Here is a 20240-nt window from a genome sequence, read left to right as displayed (position 1 = left end):
TGTCGAACAGCGAACGGTGACCGCGTGACCGCGGTTACGCGTCGACCGTCGCGGGCTCCTCGGCCTCGGCCGGCGGGGTCGCCTTCACCGAGTCGAGCAGCAGCTGGGCCACGTCGACCACCTTGAGGTGCTCCTTGGCCGCGCCCTCGTTCTTCTTGCCGTTGACCGAGTCGGAGAGCATCACCAGGCAGAACGGGCAGGCGGTGGAGACGATGTCCGGGTTGAGCGACAGCGCCTCGTCCACGCGCTCGGTGTTGATCCGCTTGCCGATGCGCTCCTCCATCCACATCCGCGCGCCGCCGGCGCCGCAGCAGAAGCCGCGCTCCTTGTGGCGGTGCATCTCCTGCTGGCGCAGACCGGGGACCTTGTCCATGATCTCGCGCGGCGGGCTGTAGACCTTGTTGTGGCGGCCCAGGTAGCAGGGGTCGTGGTAGGTGATCAGGCCCTCGACCGGGTTGACCGGGACGAGCTTGCCCTCGTCGATCAGGTGCTGCAGCAGCTGGGTGTGGTGGATCACCTCGAAGTGCCCGCCGAGCTGCGGGTACTCGTTGGCGATGGTGTTGAAGCAGTGCGGGCAGGTGGCCACGATCCGCTTGGTCGGGGCGTCCTCCAGCGCGGCGTTCAGCGTCTCCACGTTCTGCGCGCCGAGCATCTGGAAGAGGAACTCGTTGCCCAGGCGGCGCGGGGAGTCACCGGTGCAGGTCTCCTCCTTGCCAAGGATGGCGAACTTCACGCCCGCGGTGTGCAGCAGCTCGGCGAAGGCCTTGGTGGTCTTCTTGGCGCGGTCCTCCAGGGCACCGGCGCAGCCGACCCAGTAGAGGTACTCGACCTCGGCGGGGTCGATGTCCTCACCGATCACCGGCACCTCGATGCCGGTCTCCTTCTTGAGCTCCTTGACCCAGTCGAGGCGGGCCTTGGTGGCCATGCCCCACGGGTTGCCCTTGTTCTCCAGGTTCTTGAGCATCGTCCCGGCCTCGGTCGGGAAGTTGCTCTCGATCATCACCTGGTAGCGGCGCATGTCGACGATGTGGTCGACGTGCTCGATGTCCACCGGGCACTGCTCGACGCAGGCGCCGCAGGTGGTGCAGGACCACAGCACGTCCGGGTCGATGACGCCGTTCTCCTCGGCGGTGCCGATCAGCGGGCGCTCGGCCTCGGCCAGGGCGGCCGCCGGGACGTCCTTGAGCTGCTCGGCGGTGGCCTGCTCGGTGCCCTCCATGTCCTTGCCGCCGCCGGCCAGCAGGTACGGCGCCTTGCCGTAGACGTGCTCGCGCAGGCTCATGATCAGCAGCTTGGGGGACAGCGGCTTGCCGGTGTTCCAGGCGGGGCACTGCGACTGGCAGCGGCCGCACTCGGTGCAGGTGGAGAAGTCGAGGATGCCCTTCCAGGAGAAGTGCTCGACCTGGGAGACGCCGAAGACGGCGTCGTCGGCCGGGTCCTCGAAGTCGATCGGCCGGCCCTGGCTGGTCATCGGACGGAGCGCGCCGAGCGCGGTGGTGCCGTCCTCCTCGCGCTTGAAGTAGATGTTGAAGAAGCCGAGGAAGCGGTGCCAGGCCACGCCCATCGAGGGGTTCAGGCCGATGGTGATCGCCCACGCGAACGAGATGCAGATCTTGAGCATCGCGAACAGGTAGACCAGGTTCTCCAGCGTGCCGTGCGACAGCCCGCTCAGCGCCGAGGTGATCGGGTACGAGACCAGGTGCTCCGGGCCGTACGAGTCGACGCCGGCCAGGGCGCCCTCCAGGGCGCGCAGCATCAGGATGCACAGGCCGATGCCGAGGATCGTGTACTCGACGTAGAAGGCCTGCCAGGCGATCGAGCCGGCGAACCGGGACTTGCGGCCCGACCGGGACGGCAGGCTCATCAGCCGGATCACGATCAGGGTGGCGATGCCCAGGGTGGTCAGGGTGCCGACCAGCTCGACGAAGAGCTGCCAGATCATCCAGTTGCCGATGATCGGCAGTTCCCACTCGGCGTCGAACAGCTGGCCCATCGCGTTGACGATGGTGAGCACGAGGCTGAAAAAGCCGACCGCGACGAACCAGTGGGCGATGCCGACGATCCCCCAGCGGTTCATCCGGGTGTGGCCGAAGAACTCGGTCGCGAGGGTCTTCACCCGCTGGGCGGGGCTGCCGAAGCGGGTGGTGTCCGGCGCGCCGGTCAGCACGACCCTGAAAATGTGCCACGCCGCACGGAGGGCGAGCGCGGTGCCGATCACGAACGTGACCAGCGAGATGACGATCGCTGCTAGTTGCATCGCTCTCCGTCTCCTGCGGCTTGCGGTTGAGCAGTGTCTGCGGTTCTGCGGTCCTGCGCTTCTGCGGTCCTGCGGTCCTGCGGTTCTCGTTCTGCGCGTTCTGCGGGCCCGCGGTTCCGAGTGATTGTACTGGTCGGTAACTTGCCGGGCCGACGGCCCGGACATTACAGGTCGCCAACAGTCCTCCAGAAGGTTCCCAAGCTATGGCGGCAGTCACGTGACCGCACGCGCGCCGCCCCGTCGCGAGCGCCGGGAACCCGCCCGCCCCTCCGGACCGGTGTCAGCAAAGTTGAGTGCTGAACACTCATAGCTGTTGACGCTGCCCGCCGGGTCGTGCATCCTTGAGCCTGTAAAGCTCAACTCTTCCGTGGAGGTATCTACGATGGCACGCGCGGTCGGCATCGACCTCGGTACGACGAACTCGGTCGTCAGCGTTCTGGAGGGTGGCGAGCCCACCGTCATCACGAACGCCGAGGGCGCGCGGACCACGCCGTCCGTCGTCGCCTTCGCCAAGAACGGTGAGGTCCTCGTCGGCGAGGTGGCCAAGCGCCAGGCGGTCACCAACGTCGACCGCACCATCCGCTCGGTGAAGCGCCACATGGGCACCGGGTGGAAGATCAACATCGACGGCAAGGACTTCAACCCGCAGCAGATCTCGGCCTTCGTGCTGCAGAAGCTCAAGCGGGACGCCGAGGCCTACCTGGGTGAGACCGTCACCGACGCCGTCATCACCGTCCCGGCGTACTTCAACGACTCGGAGCGCCAGGCCACCAAGGAGGCCGGTGAGATCGCGGGCCTCAACGTCCTGCGTATCGTCAACGAGCCCACCGCGGCCGCCCTGGCCTACGGCCTGGACAAGGACGACCAGACCATCCTGGTCTTCGACCTCGGCGGCGGCACCTTCGACGTCTCCCTGCTGGAGATCGGCGACGGGGTCGTCGAGGTGAAGGCCACCAACGGTGACAACCACCTCGGCGGCGACGACTGGGACCAGCGCGTCGTCGACCACCTGGTCAAGGTCTTCCAGTCCGGTCACGGCGTCGACCTGTCCAAGGACAAGATGGCCCTGCAGCGTCTGCGCGAGGCTGCCGAGAAGGCCAAGATCGAGCTGTCCTCGTCCTCCGAGACCTCGATCAACCTGCCCTACATCACGGCCTCCGCCGAGGGCCCGCTGCACCTGGACGAGAAGCTCACCCGCGCCCAGTTCCAGCAGCTGACCGCGGACCTGCTGGAGCGCTGCAAGGTCCCGTTCCACAACGTGATCAAGGACGCCGGCATCTCGCTCTCCGAGATCGACCACGTCGTCCTGGTCGGTGGCTCGACCCGCATGCCCGCCGTCGCCGAGCTCGTCAAGGAGCTGACCGGCGGCCAGGACGCCAACAAGGGCGTCAACCCGGACGAGGTCGTCGCCATCGGCGCCGCGCTCCAGGCCGGTGTCCTCAAGGGCGAGGTCAAGGACGTCCTGCTGCTCGACGTCACCCCGCTGTCCCTCGGCATCGAGACCAAGGGCGGCATCATGACCAAGCTGATCGAGCGCAACACCACGATCCCGACCAAGCGCTCCGAGATCTTCACCACGGCCGAGGACAACCAGCCGTCCGTGCAGATCCAGGTCTACCAGGGCGAGCGCGAGATCGCCGCGTACAACAAGAAGCTCGGGATGTTCGAGCTGACCGGCCTGCCGCCGGCGCCGCGCGGCCTGCCGCAGATCGAGGTCACCTTCGACATCGACGCCAACGGCATCATGCACGTCGGCGCGAAGGACCTCGGCACCGGCAAGGAGCAGAAGATGACCGTCACCGGCGGCTCCTCGCTGCCGAAGGACGAGGTCGACCGCATGCGCCGCGAGGCCGAGCAGTACGCCGAGGACGACCACAAGCGCCGCGAGGCCGTCGAGACCCGCAACTCCGCCGAGCAGCTCGTCTACTCGACCGAGAAGTTCATCGCCGACAACTCCGACAAGCTGCCGGCCGACGTCAAGACCGAGGTCGAGACCGCCATCGGCGAGCTCAAGGAAGCCCTCAAGGGCGAGGACATCGCGAAGATCCGCGAGGCCTCCGAGAAGGTCTCCACCACCGCCCAGAAGCTCGGCCAGGCGCTCTACGCCAACGCCGACGCCGCCGGTGCCGGTGCCGCCGCGGCCGGCGACTCCGCCCACGCCAAGGAGGACGACGTCGTCGACGCCGAGATCGTCGACGACGAGAAGCCCAAGGGCGGTGCGTCGGCATGACGGACAAGCCGCAGGGCGGCAAGCCCGGCGACGACTCCGCCGCCGAAGAGGCCGTGATCAAGGCCGCCGAGGAAGCCGCCTCGGCCGGTGCCGGCGAGGCCCCCGAGGGGCTCGCCGCGGCCAAGCGCGAGCTGGCCGAGCGCACCGCGGACCTGCAGCGGCTGCAGGCCGAGTACCAGAACTACCGCAAGCGGGTCGAGCGCGACCGGCTGACCGTCCGCGAGATCGCGGTCTCCAACATCCTGGAGTCCCTGATCCCGGTCCTGGACGACATCGGCCGCGCCCGCGAGCACGGCGAGGTGACGGGCGGCTTCAAGTCCGTCTCCGACTCCCTGGAGATGGTCGTCGCCAAGCTGGGCCTGCAGCAGTTCGGCAAGGAGGGCGAGCCCTTCGACCCGACGCAGCACGAGGCGCTGATGCACAGCTACTCCTCGGACGTCACCGAGGACACCTGCGTCCAGATCCTCCAGCCCGGCTACCGCATCGGCGAGCGGATCATCCGCCCGGCGATGGTCGCCGTGGCCGAGCCCCAGCCCGGCACCCAGACGACGCCCGGCCCGGACGCCGAGGCGAAGTCCGCCGAGAAGGACAAGTCCGACGGTGGCTCGGACAGCTGACAACCTGTGACAGCTGACAACCAGTGCGCTGCGGAGTCGTACGCCGGCCAGTACGGCGGCCGGCTCCGCAGCGCGCTGTCAGCAGCGCTTCTTCCGGCGGCTGTTGACAGCGCAGTGACGATGGACATCGGGAGGTGTCGGGAGCGGTGAGCGAGCACAGCGAGCGAACCATCGAGGAGTGCGTGAACCGCTCAGCGGCTTCCGGGCGGAGCGAGGTGGGCGCATGAGCGGCAAGGACTTTGTCGAGAAGGACTACTACAAGGTCCTCGGCGTGCCCAAGGACGCCACCGCCACCGAGATCAAGAAGACCTACCGCAAGCTGGCGCGCGAGTTCCACCCGGACGCGAACAAGGGCGACGCCAAGGCCGAGGAGCGCTTCAAGGACATCTCCGAGGCGTACGACGTCCTCTCCGACGAGAAGCGCCGCAAGGAGTACGACGAGGCCCGCAGCCTCTTCGCCAACGGCGGCTTCCGCACCGGCGGCCCCGGCGGCGCCGGCAGCTACGGCTTCGACTTCGGCGACCTCTTCAACGGCAACCAGGGCGGCGGTGGCGGCGGCCTCGGCGACGTCTTCGGCGGCCTCTTCAACCGCGGCGGCGCCCGGCAGGCCCAGCCCCGGCGCGGCGCCGACGTCGAGACCGAGGTGACGCTCTCCTTCGAGGAGGCCGTCGACGGCGCGACCGTCCCGCTGCGGATGACCAGCCAGGCCCCCTGCCGGCTCTGCAACGGCACCGGCGCCAAGAGCGGCACCACCCCCCGGGTCTGCCCGACCTGCGTCGGCGCCGGCACCGTCAGCCGCGGCCAGGGCGCCTTCGCGCTCTCCGAGCCCTGCAAGGACTGCCGCGGCCGGGGCATGATCGTCGACGACCCGTGCCCCGACTGCCACGGCAGCGGCCGGGCCAGCTCCGCCCGCACCATGCAGGTCCGCATCCCGGCCGGCGTCCAGGCCGACCAGCGGATCCGACTCAAGGGCAAGGGCGCCCAGGGCGAACGCGGCGGCCAGCCCGGTGACCTCTACGTCACCGTGCACGTCGACCCCCACCCGGTGTTCGGGCGCAAGGGCGACAACCTCACCGTCACCGTCCCGGTCACCTTCCCCGAGGCCGCCCTCGGCGCCACCATCGAGGTGCCCACGCTGAACGGCCCCGCCGTGAAGCTCAAGCTCCCCCCGGGCAGCGCCAACGGCCTCACCATGCGCGCCCGCGGCAAGGGCGCCACCCGCAAGGACGGCACCCGCGGCGACCTCCTCGTCACCGTCGAGGTCGTCGTCCCCCAGCACGTCGACGGCGACGCGCTGGACGCCCTGGAGCAGTACCGCGAGGCCACCGCCTCCGACGACCCACGAGCCGCTCTCTTCCGGGCGGCGAAGGGAGCGTGACGACCAGATGTCCCCGAACCCGATGAACCCGACGAACCCGATGGACCCGATGGCCTCCAACGGCCCGATCGGCCCGGGCCTCGGTGAAGGCCTCCCCGGCAACCCCGCCGGCGGCCGCCCCCGCCGCGCCGCGGCCGCGCCGCAGTACGTCCTCACCGAGGACACCCCGGTGTACGTCATCTCGGTCGCCGCCGAACTCTCCGGCCTCCACCCGCAGACCCTGCGCCAGTACGACCGCCTCGGCCTGGTCTGCCCCGACCGCACCGCCGGCCGCGGCCGCCGCTACTCCGCCCGGGACATCCAGCAGCTGCGCGAGGTCCAGCGGCTCTCCCAGGACGAGGGCATCAACCTGGCCGGCATCAAGCGGATCATCGAGCTGGAGAACCAGGTCAGCGCCCTCCAGTCGCGCATCACCGAACTGGTCGACTCCCTCGAAGGCGCCGCCACCGCCCTCCAGCAGCGCGAGGCCGCCGTCCACGCCTCCTACCGCCGCGACCTCGTCCCCTACCAGCCCCCCACCCCCCAGTCCAGCGCCCTCGTCGTCTGGCGCCCCAAGCGCTGACCCGGGACCCGCACCGCGCCACCAGCCGCCGGCTCCCTCCTGTTCGGGGGGTGCCGGCGGCTGCGTTGCGGTGAGAGAGTGCTGTATTGGCAAGCACAGTCGATCTGCACGACAAGGTATCCGGTATTTGCAACCTAAGATCCTTGTTGCAGAGGACGACAGTCACGTTGACTACTTCCGGTCAACACAAGGAGCCGCAGATGAGTGGGCGAGAACACGCAGGGGCGGTACCAGGCGCTTCACGCATCCTGTCCGATGACGCCCGAAAGCTCTATCTGCAGGCCGTGAACGAAAGCGGTCGCCTCGTTCGATCTGCGTGCCCACCCACCAGCGTCCCCGCCCTTGACGAATTGCTGGAGCTCGGGCTCCTCATACCCGACAGCGACGAACCGGGTGCATTGCTCGCAGTGGATCCAACACAGCTTGCCAACAGCCTGAGTTCTACATGGCAGCGACAAGCACTCGACTTGCTCTCAAAGGCCGTAACGCTACCGACCGATCTCATCGAACTGGCTGAGGCTTTCCACGCGCCAGACACGGCCGGGGGATCAATCGAATACGTACACGGGAAGGCCCTGATTAATCAGCGACTTCAGCAGTCGGCGGCTGCCGGAGTCATGGAGGGCCTTTCCATGCAACCAGGTGGCCCTCGGCCCGCTGAAATGCTCTCGTCATTTCTCGAGCGTGATCTGGAGATTCTTCGCCACGGCGCGTCCATGCGGACTATTTACAACGCAAGCACCCGCTACCACCAAGCGACCCGCGACTATGTAGCGCAGTTGACCAGGGAAGGGTGGCAGTTCAGAACCCTTGACGAGCCATATGCCAGGCTAATCATCGTGGATCGACGAGTAGCCGTGATCCCTGTAGGGCCAGATGACAGTCTGGCCGCTTTCATCTACGATCCGGCCGTTATCAATTTCCTGATCGAGGAAGTTTTTGAACGAAGCTGGAGCAGGGCGCTAGAATTCGATGGTGACCGCACCGTACCCCAGCAAGTGGTATCGCGACTCCGGCAGACAATAATCGACCTCATGCTCGCTGGAACCAACCACAGAGTGATCGCGCGACGGCTTGGAATCAGCGAACGCACCCTGGCTCGTCACATTGCCGAGATGAGGGAAGAATACAACGTCGACTCCCTCTTTCAGCTCGGCTATGCGCTTGGCCGATCACTGAAACCAGGAACAGACTGAGATAACGAAAAATATCGCCGCGGCAACTGCCCCATAGGCCGCCACTCAGCTCGGCCACATTCATCTCACGCCAATGAGATCAGCCCCAGTGCAGGTCATCAGCAACGGTCACCGCTGCACTAGTAGCCGTCGCAACGTGCCCATCGCCCGACGAAATGAAGACACCAACCAGCACTGCCATACCGATGAGGATTGGAAGTGATGCCTTGCGGACGAGTCGACGCACAGACACGGACCCACCCTCCTACTCTCGGACTCTGCAAGCTGGACCAATAGCACTAGCGTCCACATGATGCCGCACTTCCACAAGCGTGTCATCTCCCCTCCATCGCCCAGAGCGTCATCTCTCTGCCAGGCATCCAGATGACAGGGCGGATCGCTGGACGCAACCACGTGCACTGATAGACGATCAGTTCGCTGTCAACGGTCCGGCAGAGATAGGAAACTTGCCGATGTACCGTCAAATATCGGCACAAACCTATCCCAGATCTTTGCAGCGATAACCACTGTCCTCAGCGCCCACCGGCACCACGTTCCTACCCGGTCGGCCTTCCCCCGGAGTCGACATGACCGAGCCCTACCTGCGTCACAACGACAGCCAGGCCCCTGAGGGTCGGCGTGCACGTGTGTTCCTGGCCGCGCCGCTGATGCGGCTGACCGGCCCCGCGGACAGCGTGGTGACGCTCGCCAGCCGGACGCGGCTGACGACGCTCCGCACCACCCTCCTCCGCAGCGGTGCCGCCGTGTACAGCGCGCACCACAGCGACGCCTGGACCGTCGCCGGTCGGGCGCCCGAGCCCCGGGTCCCCTCCGACTTCCGCGCGCTCCAGTCCGCGGACCTGGTGTTCGCCTACGTCGGTGCCCCGCTCTCGGCCGGCGTCAGCCTCGAACTCGGTTGGGCGTCGGCGCTGCGGAAGCCGATCGTCCTGCTCGTCGACGAGGCCATCACCCACAACCCGCTGATCGCCACCATCGAGCAGGTCGCCCCCGTCCTGCCGCTGGTCTTCGACGACACCTGGTCCCAGGAGGCCCTCCACCACACCGTGGAGACCGCCCTCGACTGGGCCGGCATGGCGCTCTCCCTCCGCGAGGGCTTCTGGACCGCCCCCGGCGACCGCTTCAACGTCCCCCGACAGCAGACCGCCACCCCCGGCTACTGGCCGACCGGCGCCGCCACCGGCTGAGCAGAGCTCACCCACCGGACTCCCCCGTCCGGGCTCCCCGCATCTGCCAGCCGAGCTGGAACAGGGTCTCCGCGTCGTACACCTTACGCAGCCGGGCGATGTGACCGGCCACGGTCCGTTCGCTCAGGCCCATACGGGTAGCGATCGCCCGCTGCGTGAGACCCCTGGCGAGCAGGCGACCCACCTGCTCGTGGGCGATCGGGGCGGAACCGGCTGCGAGTGACTCCCAGTCCACGGCCTGGGCGTGCTGCCACTGCTGCTCGAAGACCCCCACCAGGTAGGCGACCATCGCGGCGTCCTCGACCACGGCGGCAACCGTGTGGTCGAGGGTGGCCGGGATCACGGCCACGGTGCGGTCGAAGATCAGCGTCTTGGTGAAGGGCCCCTCCAGCAGCCGGATCGGGGCGCCGGCCTGAGTGGAGTGCAGCGCGTACTCGACCGTCCGTGGATCGGAGCAGGCCGACGGTTCGAAGACGGTGAACATCGCCCCGCCCGCTTCGACGTAGCGGCGGCTGTGGTCGAGCGAGTCCTGCATGTGGTCGTGGGGACGGGGCCCGCCGGGCTGGGCCGCGAGGGCCTCGTGCGGGTAGTCCTTGACCAGCTGCGAGATCAGGTGCCGGATCTCCGGCATACCGACCACCCGCCGGACCCCGCCGACGGGATCGGCGCGACGGGGCGCGGTGTCGTAGGCCTGGGTCAGGTCGTCCAACAGGTCCGGGACGGCAGCAGCACGGGCGAGGAGGCGGGCACTCTCCTCCCGCAGGTCCGCACCGATGCGCTCGCCTACGGCACGGGGGTTCACCGCGCTGTAGGTGCCGTCGGCGGTACGGAGGACGAGCAGACCGAGGTCGGCGAGTTGGTTCACGGCGGCCTTGTCCTCGGGACGGACCTCACCGACACGGATCCGGCCGCCTTCGGCCAGGATCGCCCGGTACAGCTCGCGCGCGGCGGCATCGGGCAGGTCGAGTACCGACTCAGGCATCGCGGGCTCCCCTCATCTGCCAGCCGAGCTGGAACAGCGTCTCCGCGTCGTACACCTCACGCAGCCGGGCGATGTGACCGGCCACGGTCCGTTCGCTCAGGCCCATCCGACTGGCGATCGCCCGCTGTGTGAGACCCCTGGCGAGCAGGCGACCCACCTGCTCGTGGGCGGCCGGTGAACTGCCCGCTGCCAGTGCCGCCCAATCCACGACCAGTGCCTGCGCCCACTGCTGCTCGAAGACCCCGACCAGGTAGGCGACCATCGCCGGGTCGTCCACCAGGGCGACGACCGTGTTGTCGGAAGCCGCAGGAATCATGGCCACGGTGCGGTCGAAGATCAGGGTCCGGGTGAACGAGCCCTCCAACACCCGGATCGGAGCGCCGATCCGGGTCGACTCCAGCGCGAACCCGACGGTCGGCGGATCGGAGCAGACCGAGGGCTCAAAGGTGGTGCGGATGGATCCACCCGCTTCGATGTAGCGCCGGCTCTGCTTCAACGAGTCGTCCATGTGCTCCGGCGGGCGGGCCCCGCCGGGCTGGGCGCACAACGCCTCGTGCGGGTAGTCCCTGACCAGCTGCGAGATCAAGTGCCGGATCTCCGGCATACCGACCACCCGCCGGACCCCGCCAACCGGATCCATCCGGCGAGGAGCCACGTCGTAGGCCTGGGTCAGGTCGTCCAACAGGTCCGGGACGGCAGCAGCACGGGCGAGGAGGCGGGCACTCTCCTCCCGCAGGTCCGCACCGATGCGCTCGCCTACGGCACGGGGGTTCACCGCGCTGTAGGTGCCGTCGGCGGTACGGAGGACGAGCAGACCGAGGTCAGCGAGCTGTTGGACGGCGGCTGCGTCCTCAGGACGGACCTCACCGACACGGATCCGGCCGCCTTCGGCCAGGATCGCCCGGTACAGCTCGCGCCCGGCGGCATCGGGCAGGTCGAGTACCGACTCAGGCATCGCGGGCTCCCCTCATCTGCCAGCCGAGCTGGAACAGCGTCTCCGCGTCGTACACCTCACGCAGCCGGGCGATGTGACCGGCCACGGTGCGCTCGCTCAGGCCCATGCGGGTGGCGACCGACCGCTGGGTGAGGCCCTGGGTCAGGAGGCGGGCGATCTGGTCACAGAGGTCCGACTCCGGTGCGCCGCCGTCCAGGGACGCCCAGTCGACACTGGCGGAGCGCTGCCACAGCTGCTCGAAGGCCTCGACGACGAAGGCCACCGTCGCCGGGTCGTCGACCACGGCGGCGCTGTTGAGGTCAGGGTCCGCGGGGATGACGGCAACGGTCCGGTCGAAGACCAGGAAGCGCTTGAACGGACGGTCGAGCACCCGGATCGCGCAGCCCGGCCCGGTGGCCGCCGCTGCGTACGCCACCGCCCCGGGGTCGGTGCGGGCACCGAGCTCGAACAGACATCGGACGGCGCCGCCGCGTTCGAGGTAGCGGCGAGTGCGGACGAGGGATTCGGCGAGCTGGTCGGCGTCGCGCACGACGCCGGGCTGGGCGCTCAGGACTTCGCCGGCCAACTCCTGGGTCAGTTGCTCGACTTCGTGCCGGATCTCGGCCTTGCCGGTGATGACGCGGGCCCGGCTCAGGCCCGGCTCCCGGCGCGGTGCGGTGTCGTAGGCATGGGTGAGGTCGCGCAGCTGCTCGGGGATCTGGTCCGCCTCGACCAGGAGCCGGGCGCCGGCCCTGCGGATGTCGGCGCCGATCCGCTCGGCGGCCGACCGGGGGTCCACCGCGCTGTACGAGGCGTCCTGCAACTGCGGCACCAGCAGCCCGAGTTCCACCAGCCGCCCGAGCGCCTCCCGGTCGCCCGGGCCGACCTCGGCGGCCCGGATGCGGCCGCCCTCGCGCAGGACGGCGAGGTAGAGGGCGCGGGCGGCGGCGTCCGGGAGGGCGGCGGCGAGGAGGGCGGTGGGGTCAGCCATGGCGTTCCCCGCGGAGGTGCCAGCCGAGGTGGAAGAGGGTCTGGGCGCCGTAGCGCTCGCGGAGGCGGGCGATGTGGGCGGCGACGGTGCGTTCGCTGAGGCCGAGCCGGGTGGCGACGGCGCGTTGGGTGAGGCCGCGGGCGAGCAGACGGCCGATGCGGACGGTGGTGGGGTGGGGGGCGCCGAGGTTGCGGTCGGCGGGGGTGGCGCGGGCCCAGTCGCGTTCGAACTGGGCGACCAGGTAGGCGACGGTGGTGCGGTCGGTGACGACGGTGGCGCGGCTGCGGTCCTCGACGGCGGGGATGACGGCCACCGAGCGGTCGAAGACCAGCATCCGCTCGTACGGTTCGGCGAGTACCCGGGCCTCGGCGCCCTCGCCGCTGCGGAGGGCGACCTGGCGCAGGGTGGCGGGGTCGTCGAGGGCGCCGGGCTGGTGGAGGGTGCGCATCGAGCGGCCGCGCCGGAGCAGGGCGAGGTCCTGGGCGAGGCTGGTCTGGAGGGCCTCGGCGGAGTGGTGGCCGGGTCGGGCGGCGAGGAACTCCTCCTTGCACTCGGCGAGGAGTTCGGAGATGCACTGGCGGACGGCGGCGGCATCGACACCGGCACCGGCACCGGCACCGGCACGGGCACCGGCTCCGACACCGCTCCCGCTCCCGACCCCGACCCCGACCCCGACCCCGACCCCGACCCCGACCCCGACCCCGTCGGGCCGAGCGTCGTCGACGGCCCCCTCCCCCTCGCCGCCGGACGGCCGGTGCAGCGCCTCGTAGGCGTGGGAGAGCGGCTGGAGGGCCGCCGGCAGCCGCTCGGCGTGCACCAGCAGGCGGGTGGCCCGGAGGCGGAGTTCGGTGCCGAGCCGGTCGCCGAGGGCGCGCGGGTTGGCGGCGGTGTAGCCGGTGGCGGTCGGGGTGAGGAGCCCGCGGGCGACGAGGGCCGCGACGGTGGCGCGGTCGGCGGGGGCGAGGTCCTCGGGGCGCAGCCGGCCGCCGGCGCGGACGACGGCGAGGTAGAGGGCGCGTTCGACCGGGCCGGGCTCATCGGTCATCGCGGGCGCCTCTCATCAGCCAGCCGAGCTGGAAGAGGGTCTGGGCGCCGTACCGGTCGCGCAGGCGGGAGATGTGGCCGGCGACGGTGCGTTCGCTGAGGCCGAGCCGGGTGGCGACGGCGCGCTGGGTGAGGCCGCGGGCGAGCAGCCGGCCGACCCGGTCGGGGATGGTGCGGGCGGGGCCCTGGCCGAGGGCGGCGGCGGCCTCGGCGGTGTCGGCGCGGGCCCAGTCGCGTTCGAAGCCGCCGATCAGGAAGGCGAGGGTGGCCGGGTCGCTGATGAACGCGGCGGTGCTGTTGTCGTCGTTGGCGGAGATGACGGCGACGCTGCGGTCGAAGACGATCAGGCGCTGGAAGGGTTCGTCGAGGACCCGGATCTGCGAGCCGTACCGGGTGACCTTCTCGGCGTAGGCGAGGGCGGCCGGTTCGACGAGGGCGACGGGCTGGTAGACGGTGCGCAGGGAGCAGCCGCGCTGGAGGAGTTGGACGTCCTGGTCGAGGGCGACCTGGAGGGTGTCGGCGGGGCGGTGGCCGGGTTGGGCGGTGAGGACCTCGGAGCGGCAGTCGGAGACCAGTTGGGAGATCCGCTGGCGGATGTGGACGTGACCCTCGACGTAGACCGCGCCGCCGGAGGTGCCGGACGGGCGGGGCATCGCGTCGTAGGCGCGGGTGAGGCCGTCGAGGGCGCCGGGGAGGTTCTCGGCGCGGACCAGCAACCGGGTTGCCTCGCTGCGGAGTTCGGCGCCCACCCGGTCGCTGACGGAGCGCGGGCTGACGGCGGTGTAGCAGCGGTCCATCCGGTTGACCATGACCAGGCCGATGTCGAGGAGCTGCCGCAGTGCGGCCCGGTCGGCGTCGGTGATGTCGGCGAACGGGATGCGGCCGCCTTCGGCGATGACCGCGAGGTAGAGCTGTCGGGCGGCCTCGTCGGGTTCCTCGCCCTCGGGTACCGCCTGGTGCGGCGCGACCGCCGGTTCCGCCGTCACGTCGTACTCTCCCTGCCGGACGCCTCTCCCCTTGCCTGTCCCGTCCGTGCGCGCGGGGCCGCGGGTTGCGCGGTCCGTGGGCACGGTGGCCGGGCGCGTCTCACGCTACCGGTCGGACGGCGGACCCCCGGGTCCGGGTGCCGTCGCACACGGGGTCCCGGGGGCCGCCATCGGTACGCCAGGTCAGGGCGATTCCGTCGAGGCGGAGCAGCAACGCCTCGCCGGTACCGGTTCGGGCTCCATCACCACACATGGATCCCGGCCGGGGCTCTTCCCCCCCGTTCCACGCGTGCGGGACGTTGCACTCGTGGTCAGTTCTGAAGAGCTGTCGCCACCATCGGACTGCGGTGCCCGGACGACCTGGCGTACCTCCACCTTCACAGCGTGACGGCCGGTGGACAAGTGCCGTCCGAGTGCAGGTTCGCGCAATTGCAGTTATCTGCATCCCGCAGCGGGTCCGGGATCGCGGGCGGGGGCCGGGATTCCGGTAAAGGCCGAGGCCAGCGGGGGGTAGGGGCGGCACGCAGCGATTGGCTGTGCACCGTCATCGTGCAGGTGCGCGTTCCTGCAACGGCGGCGTGCTCCTGAGCGCGGGCGGCCGCCGCGCGGGTCGTCCCAGCTCAGCCCGCACCGGCCGCGGCGCGATCGGCGCGGGGGCGGTCGGTCGGCCGGGGGGCGGCGCAGTCGGCCGGGGGCCGGGGGCCGGGACCGCGGCGGTCCCCGGCCGACCGGCGGCACCGAGCGGGGCGCCCCGGCTCAGCGCGCCAGCAGCCGTCCGCGCAGCAGCCCGGTGGCCGTGCCGGTCGCGGCGAGCACCCAGGCGGTGCCGAGCAGCAGGTAGAGCCCGACGGAGAGCCCGGTGAAGCCGCCGAAGCCGGTGTGCCGGGCGAGCGCGGAGGCGCCGGTGACGCAGGTGCCGACCGGGAAGGTGAACGCCCACCAGGTCATCGCGAACGGCATCCCGGCCCGCCGGGCGCGCAGGTTGGCGGCCAGCGCGACGGCCAGCCAGAGCATCGCGACGCCGATCACGGCGACCCCGTACAGCTCGGCCAGCGGCAGCAGGACGGGCGCCAGCCCGGGCAGCACCGGGCGGGCCGCGTCGGCGAGTTGGTGGATCGCGGTGACGGACTGGCCGAGCGGGCCGAGCACCAGGAACAGCGCGGGGGTGAGCACCAGAGTGGGCAGCTTGCTGTGGAACAGGCCGGTGAACACCACGGGCAGCAGCACCAGGGTGGCCAGCAGGCCGATCCCGAACAGCGCCCAGCAGCCGTACAGCATGGCCTCCTGCGGCGTTCCGGCGGGCAGGTGGGGGACGAGGGCGGGGCCGCAGGCGGAGGCGACCAGCGGGGCGACCACGGGCAGCAGCCAGGTCGGGTTGGCCTCCAGGGCGGACACCCGGTGCCGGGTGATCATCAGGTACGGGATGCCGGCCGCGACGGTCAGCGCGTAGAGCGTGCCGACGCCCCAGAGCACGGCGTCCAGGGCGACGGCGGGGCCGGTGCCGATGACCCGGGAGCCGAGCAGCAGGGTGCCGAGGCCGACCGCCAGCAGGGCCATCGGCGGGCAGCCGTAGAAGACGGCGGTGGCCGGGTTGTCCAGCAGCTGGGTGCGGGCGGCCTCGCGGTGCCGGGTGAGGTGCACCAGGCGGGCGCCGGCCAGCAGCACCAGGGCCGCCACGCCGAGCGCCCACATCACCTCGCCGAAGCCGATCAGCCCGGGCAGGTGGACCGGCAGCGCGGCGGCGCCGTTGGCCACGATCGCGGTGCCCATCACGGCGGCGTACCAGTTGGGGCCGAGCTGGGCCAGGTCGAGGCGGGAGAGCCGGAACGACCGGATGGACCGGGGGCCGCGGGAGGGACCGGAAGGGCGCGGGGGACGGGACGGCCGGGGCTGCTCGGAGGAGCGGGCAGGAGCGGCGGGGCTGGTGAGCGGGCGGACATCGGCCGAGGTGGACATGGTTCCACCGTCGCCGAGCGGCCGGGCCGCCGGTAGCGCCGCGGGTTCTATGAGGGCATAGCCTGAACCTATGCCCCTCTCTCCGCACGTCCCCGAACTCGGCGCCCTGGAACTGCTGCTCGCGGTGGCCCGGCTGGGCAGCGTCGGCCGGGCCGCGGCCGAGCTGGGCGTGAGCCAGCCGACCGCGAGCGCCCGGATCAAGGGCATGGAGCGGCAGATCGGCGTCCCGCTGCTGGAGCGCTCGCCCCGGGGCAGCCGGCCGACCGAGGCGGGCCGGCTGGTGGTCGAGTGGGCCCGCCAGGTGGTGGAGGCGGCGCAGGCGCTGGACGCCGGGATCGACGCGCTGCGCGAGCGGCGGGACGCCAAGCTGCGGGTGGTGGCCAGTCTGACCGTCGCCGAGTACCTGATGCCGGGCTGGCTGCTGGCGCTGTCCGAGGCCAGTCCGGGGACGGCGGTGACGCTGCGGACGGCGAACTCGGCGGAGGTCGCCGGGCACGTGCTGGCCGGGGACGCCGACCTCGGCTTCGTCGAGGGTCCGACCACCCCGCCCGGGCTGGCCGGCGCGGTGGTGGCGGCGGACCGGCTGGTGGTCGTGGTGGCGCCCGGCCACCGCTGGGCGCGCCGCCGCACCCCGCTGACCGGGGCGGAGCTGGCGGCCACCCCGCTGGTGCTGCGTGAGCCCGGCTCGGGCACCCGGGAGGTGCTGGAGGCGGCGCTGGCGCCGTACGGGGGTGCCGTGCAGCCCCGGATGGAGCTGGCCTCGTCCACGGCGTTGAAGGGGGCGGCGATGACCGGGGCGGGGCCGGTCTGCCTGAGCGAGCTGGCGGTGGTGGAGGAGCTGGCCACCCGGCGGCTGGTCGAGGTGCCGCTGGCGGAGGAGCTGGACCTGCGGCGGCCGCTGCGCGCGGTGTGGCCGGCCGGGCAGCGACCGGGCGGGCCGGCCCGGGAGCTGCTGGGCCTGACCCGGCGGAGCGTCCGCCAGCACCTGCGGCGGAAGGCCTGAAACCGGCGGGCCCCGGCCGCGACCCCGAGCCGCGACCCCGAGCCCCGGGCACCGAGCCCCGGCAGCGAGCCCCGGCTCCGGCACGGACCAGCGGCCGGCGACTCCGGCCCCGAAAAGCCTTCGCCGAAAAGTTGAGCGGAATACACTCAAGTTAGTGCATGCTGTATCTAGCAGTAGTGAAGGACGACGAGGGAGGATCCCCCAGCAGTGGACGCGAGCAAGTTCACCACCAAGACCCAGGACGCCCTGTCCGCCGCGATCCGGCAGGCGGGCGCCGCAGGCAACCCGGACGTCAGGCCGGTGCACATCCTGATCGCCCTGCTGGAGCAGCCCGAGGGCATCGCCCGACCCCTGCTGGAGGCGGTCGGGGCGAACCCCGCCCGGGTCGACGCCGAGGCGCGCCGCCAGCTGACGGCGCTGCCCAGCGCGACGGGCTCGACGGTCTCCGCCCCGCAGCTGGCCCGGGACACCCTCGCCGTGCTCACCGAGGCCGGCCGGCGCGCGGACGACCTGGACGACCAGTACGTCTCCACCGAGCACCTGATGGTCGGCCTGGCCGCCGAGGGCGGGGCCGTCGCCGAGCTTCTGGCGCAGCAGGGCGCGACGCCCAAGGCGCTGCTCGCCGCCTTCAAGGACGTCCGCGGCAGCGGCCGGGTGACGTCGCCGGATCCGGAGGGCACCTACAAGGCCCTGGAGAAGTACGGCACCGACCTCACCCAGGCCGCCCGGGACGGCAAGCTCGACCCGGTGATCGGCCGGGACCACGAGATCCGCCGGGTGGTCCAGGTGCTCTCCCGCCGGACGAAGAACAACCCGGTGCTGATCGGCGAGCCCGGCGTCGGCAAGACGGCCGTGGTCGAGGGCCTGGCCCAGCGGATCGTGGCCGGTGACGTTCCGGAGTCGCTGCGCGGCAAGCGGCTGGTCGCGCTGGACCTCAGCGCGATGGTGGCCGGCGCCAAGTTCCGCGGCGAGTTCGAGGAGCGGTTGAAGGCCGTCCTGAACGACATCAAGTCCTCCGACGGCCAGGTCGTCACGTTCATCGACGAGCTGCACACCATGGTCGGCGCGGGCGCCGGCGGCGACTCCGCGATGGACGCGGGCAACATGCTCAAGCCGATGCTGGCCCGCGGCGAGCTGCGGATGGTCGGCGCCACCACGCTGGACGAGTACCGCGAGCGGATCGAGAAGGACCCGGCCCTGGAGCGCCGCTTCCAGCAGGTGCTGGTCGGCGAGCCCAGCGTGGAGGACTCGATCGCCATCCTGCGCGGCCTCAAGGGCCGGTACGAGGCGCACCACAAGGTGCAGATCTCGGACGCCGCCCTGGTCGCCGCGGCGACCCTGTCCAACCGCTACATCACCTCCCGCTTCCTGCCCGACAAGGCGATCGACCTGGTCGACGAGGCGGCCTCGCGGCTCCGGATGGAGATCGACTCCTCCCCGGTCGAGATCGACGAACTCCAGCGCTCCGTCGACCGGTTGCGGATGGAGGAGCTGGCCCTGGAGAAGGAGTCGGACCCTGCCTCGGTCGACCGCCTGGCCCGGCTGCGGCGCGATCTGGCCGACAAGAACGAGCAGTTGAGCGCGCTGACGGCGCGCTGGGAGCAGGAGAAGAAGAGCCTCAACCGGGTCGGCGAGCTCAAGGAGCGGCTGGAGGGCCTGCACGGCGCGCTCGAACGGGCCCAGCGCGACGGGGACTTCGAGCGGGCGTCCAAGCTGATGTACGCCGAGATCCCGGCTGCCGAGACGGAGCTCACCGAGGCCCAGGAGCGCGCGGCCGACCAGGACGCCTCCGCCTCGATGGTCAAGGAGGAGGTCGGCCCGGACGACGTGGCCGACGTGGTCGCCTCCTGGACGGGCATCCCGGCCGGCCGGCTGCTGGAGGGCGAGAGCGCGAAACTCCTGCGCATGGAGGAGGAGTTGGGCCGCCGCCTGATCGGCCAGGCGGAGGCCGTGCAGGCCGTCTCGGACGCGGTGCGGCGCACCCGCTCGGGCATCGCCGACCCGGACCGCCCGACCGGCTCCTTCCTGTTCCTCGGCCCGACGGGCGTCGGCAAGACCGAACTCGCCAAGGCCCTGGCCGACTTCCTGTTCGACGACGAGCGGGCGATGGTCCGGATCGACATGAGCGAGTACGGCGAGAAGCACTCGGTCTCCCGTCTGGTCGGCGCCCCGCCCGGGTACGTCGGCTACGAGGAGGGCGGCCAGCTCACCGAGGCGGTCCGGCGCCGCCCGTACAGCGTGGTGCTGCTGGACGAGGTGGAGAAGGCGCACCCCGAGGTCTTCGACGTGCTGCTCCAGGTGCTGGACGACGGCCGGCTCACCGACGGCCAGGGCCGCACGGTGGACTTCCGCAACGCGATCCTGATCCTCACCTCCAACCTGGGCTCGCACTACCTGGTCGACCCGACCACCCCGGAGGACCGGAAGAAGGCCCTGGTGCTGGACTCCGTCCGGGCCGCGTTCAAGCCGGAGTTCCTCAACCGGCTGGACGACATCGTGGTCTTCGACCCGCTGGGCACCGCCGAGCTCAGCCGGATCGTCGACCTCCAGGTGGCACGCCTCGGCGAGCGGCTGCGCGAGCGGCGGCTCACCCTGGAGGTCTCCGCGGCGGCCCGCGACTGGCTGGCGCTGACCGGGTACGACCCGGCGTACGGCGCCCGCCCGCTGCGCCGGCTGGTGCAGTCCGCGATCGGCGACCAGCTCGCCCGGGCGATCCTCTCCGGCCAGGTGCACGACGGGGACACCGTGCTGGTCGAGCGGGACGAGGAGGGCGACCGGCTCACGGTCCGCGGCCGGGGCCCGCTGGAGAAGTAGCGACCGGGTCGCCACCGACGCCGGGCCCTCCCGTCACCGGCCCCGCCCCTCCCGTCACCGGCCCGCCCCGGGCGGCGGCAGCACCGCCCACGGCCGGCCCCCTCGC

The 20240-nt window shown here is 71.2% G+C and carries 15 protein-coding genes; 8 read left to right on the top strand and 7 right to left on the bottom strand.

From position 1 onward, the window contains the following. Positions 1 to 34: 34 nt before the first annotated feature. Positions 35 to 2257, bottom strand: a complete 2223-nt coding sequence (locus ACZ58X_RS25480) for a (Fe-S)-binding protein (protein WP_470335909.1) — start codon at positions 2255 to 2257, stop codon at positions 35 to 37. 382 nt (positions 2258 to 2639) lie between these two features. On the opposite strand from ACZ58X_RS25480, the gene dnaK reads away from it, so the two are divergent. The 6 genes from dnaK (at position 2640) to ACZ58X_RS25450 (ending at position 9424) form a co-directional block, all read left to right on the top strand. Beyond that, on the top strand, positions 2640 to 4487 hold the full coding sequence (gene dnaK / locus ACZ58X_RS25475; RefSeq protein ID WP_402484993.1) for a molecular chaperone DnaK: 1848 nt from the start codon (positions 2640 to 2642) through the stop codon (positions 4485 to 4487). After that, positions 4484 to 5104 (top strand): nucleotide exchange factor GrpE, encoded by a 621-nt coding sequence (gene grpE, locus ACZ58X_RS25470; RefSeq protein ID WP_470335908.1) that lies wholly within the window; start codon positions 4484 to 4486, stop codon positions 5102 to 5104. The genes dnaK and grpE overlap by 4 nt, the downstream gene beginning before the upstream one ends. 223 nt (positions 5105 to 5327) lie before the next feature. After that, positions 5328 to 6482, top strand: coding sequence for a molecular chaperone DnaJ (gene dnaJ, locus ACZ58X_RS25465; protein ID WP_470335907.1), 1155 nt, complete (start codon positions 5328 to 5330; stop codon positions 6480 to 6482). Positions 6483 to 6531: 49 nt separating this feature from the next. Next, positions 6532 to 7044 (top strand): heat shock protein transcriptional repressor HspR, encoded by a 513-nt coding sequence (locus tag ACZ58X_RS25460; RefSeq protein ID WP_470335963.1) that lies wholly within the window; start codon positions 6532 to 6534, stop codon positions 7042 to 7044. A 200-nt stretch (positions 7045 to 7244) separates the two neighbouring features. After that, entirely contained in the window at positions 7245 to 8240 is a 996-nt protein-coding gene (locus ACZ58X_RS25455; RefSeq protein WP_470335906.1) for a hypothetical protein, read from the top strand. 566 nt (positions 8241 to 8806) lie between these two features. Continuing rightward, positions 8807 to 9424, top strand: a complete 618-nt coding sequence (locus ACZ58X_RS25450; RefSeq protein WP_402485000.1) for a hypothetical protein — start codon at positions 8807 to 8809, stop codon at positions 9422 to 9424. A 7-nt stretch (positions 9425 to 9431) separates the two neighbouring features. Here the strand turns inward: ACZ58X_RS25450 and ACZ58X_RS25445 are convergent, their stop codons facing one another. From ACZ58X_RS25445 to ACZ58X_RS25420, 6 genes are all read right to left on the bottom strand, one after another. Further along, positions 9432 to 10406 (bottom strand): LuxR C-terminal-related transcriptional regulator, encoded by a 975-nt coding sequence (locus tag ACZ58X_RS25445; protein ID WP_470335905.1) that lies wholly within the window; start codon positions 10404 to 10406, stop codon positions 9432 to 9434. Further along, positions 10399 to 11361: a LuxR C-terminal-related transcriptional regulator gene (locus ACZ58X_RS25440; protein WP_470335904.1), complete on the bottom strand. Its 963-nt coding sequence runs from the start codon at positions 11359 to 11361 to the stop codon at positions 10399 to 10401. Before ACZ58X_RS25440 ends, ACZ58X_RS25445 begins: the two co-directional genes overlap by 8 nt. Continuing rightward, positions 11354 to 12331 carry a LuxR C-terminal-related transcriptional regulator gene (locus ACZ58X_RS25435; protein ID WP_470335903.1) on the bottom strand — a complete coding sequence of 326 codons (978 nt, stop codon included), beginning with the start codon at positions 12329 to 12331 and terminating at the stop codon, positions 11354 to 11356. Before ACZ58X_RS25435 ends, ACZ58X_RS25440 begins: the two co-directional genes overlap by 8 nt. Further along, the gene (locus ACZ58X_RS25430; protein ID WP_470335902.1) at positions 12324 to 13376 is read right to left on the bottom strand and encodes a LuxR C-terminal-related transcriptional regulator; all 1053 of its coding nucleotides are present in this window, start codon (positions 13374 to 13376) and stop codon (positions 12324 to 12326) included. The genes ACZ58X_RS25435 and ACZ58X_RS25430 overlap by 8 nt, the downstream gene beginning before the upstream one ends. Continuing rightward, a complete protein-coding gene (locus ACZ58X_RS25425; RefSeq protein WP_470335901.1) occupies positions 13366 to 14361 on the bottom strand; it encodes a LuxR C-terminal-related transcriptional regulator in 996 nt (331 codons plus the stop codon). The genes ACZ58X_RS25430 and ACZ58X_RS25425 overlap by 11 nt, the downstream gene beginning before the upstream one ends. A 756-nt stretch (positions 14362 to 15117) precedes the next feature. Continuing rightward, the gene (locus ACZ58X_RS25420) at positions 15118 to 16317 is read right to left on the bottom strand and encodes a TDT family transporter (protein WP_470335900.1); all 1200 of its coding nucleotides are present in this window, start codon (positions 16315 to 16317) and stop codon (positions 15118 to 15120) included. Positions 16318 to 16387: 70 nt separating this feature from the next. On the opposite strand from ACZ58X_RS25420, the gene ACZ58X_RS25415 reads away from it, so the two are divergent. Further along, complete coding sequence (locus ACZ58X_RS25415; RefSeq protein ID WP_470335899.1) at positions 16388 to 17320, top strand: LysR family transcriptional regulator; 933 nt, start codon at positions 16388 to 16390, stop codon at positions 17318 to 17320. A gap of 207 nt (positions 17321 to 17527) precedes the next feature. After that, positions 17528 to 20134: an ATP-dependent chaperone ClpB gene (gene clpB, locus ACZ58X_RS25410; RefSeq protein WP_470335898.1), complete on the top strand. Its 2607-nt coding sequence runs from the start codon at positions 17528 to 17530 to the stop codon at positions 20132 to 20134. Positions 20135 to 20240: the final 106 nt, after the last annotated feature.

The organism is Kitasatospora sp. NPDC040550 (assembly GCF_055594965.1).
This window is presented reverse-complemented; position numbering and strand designations above follow the sequence as displayed.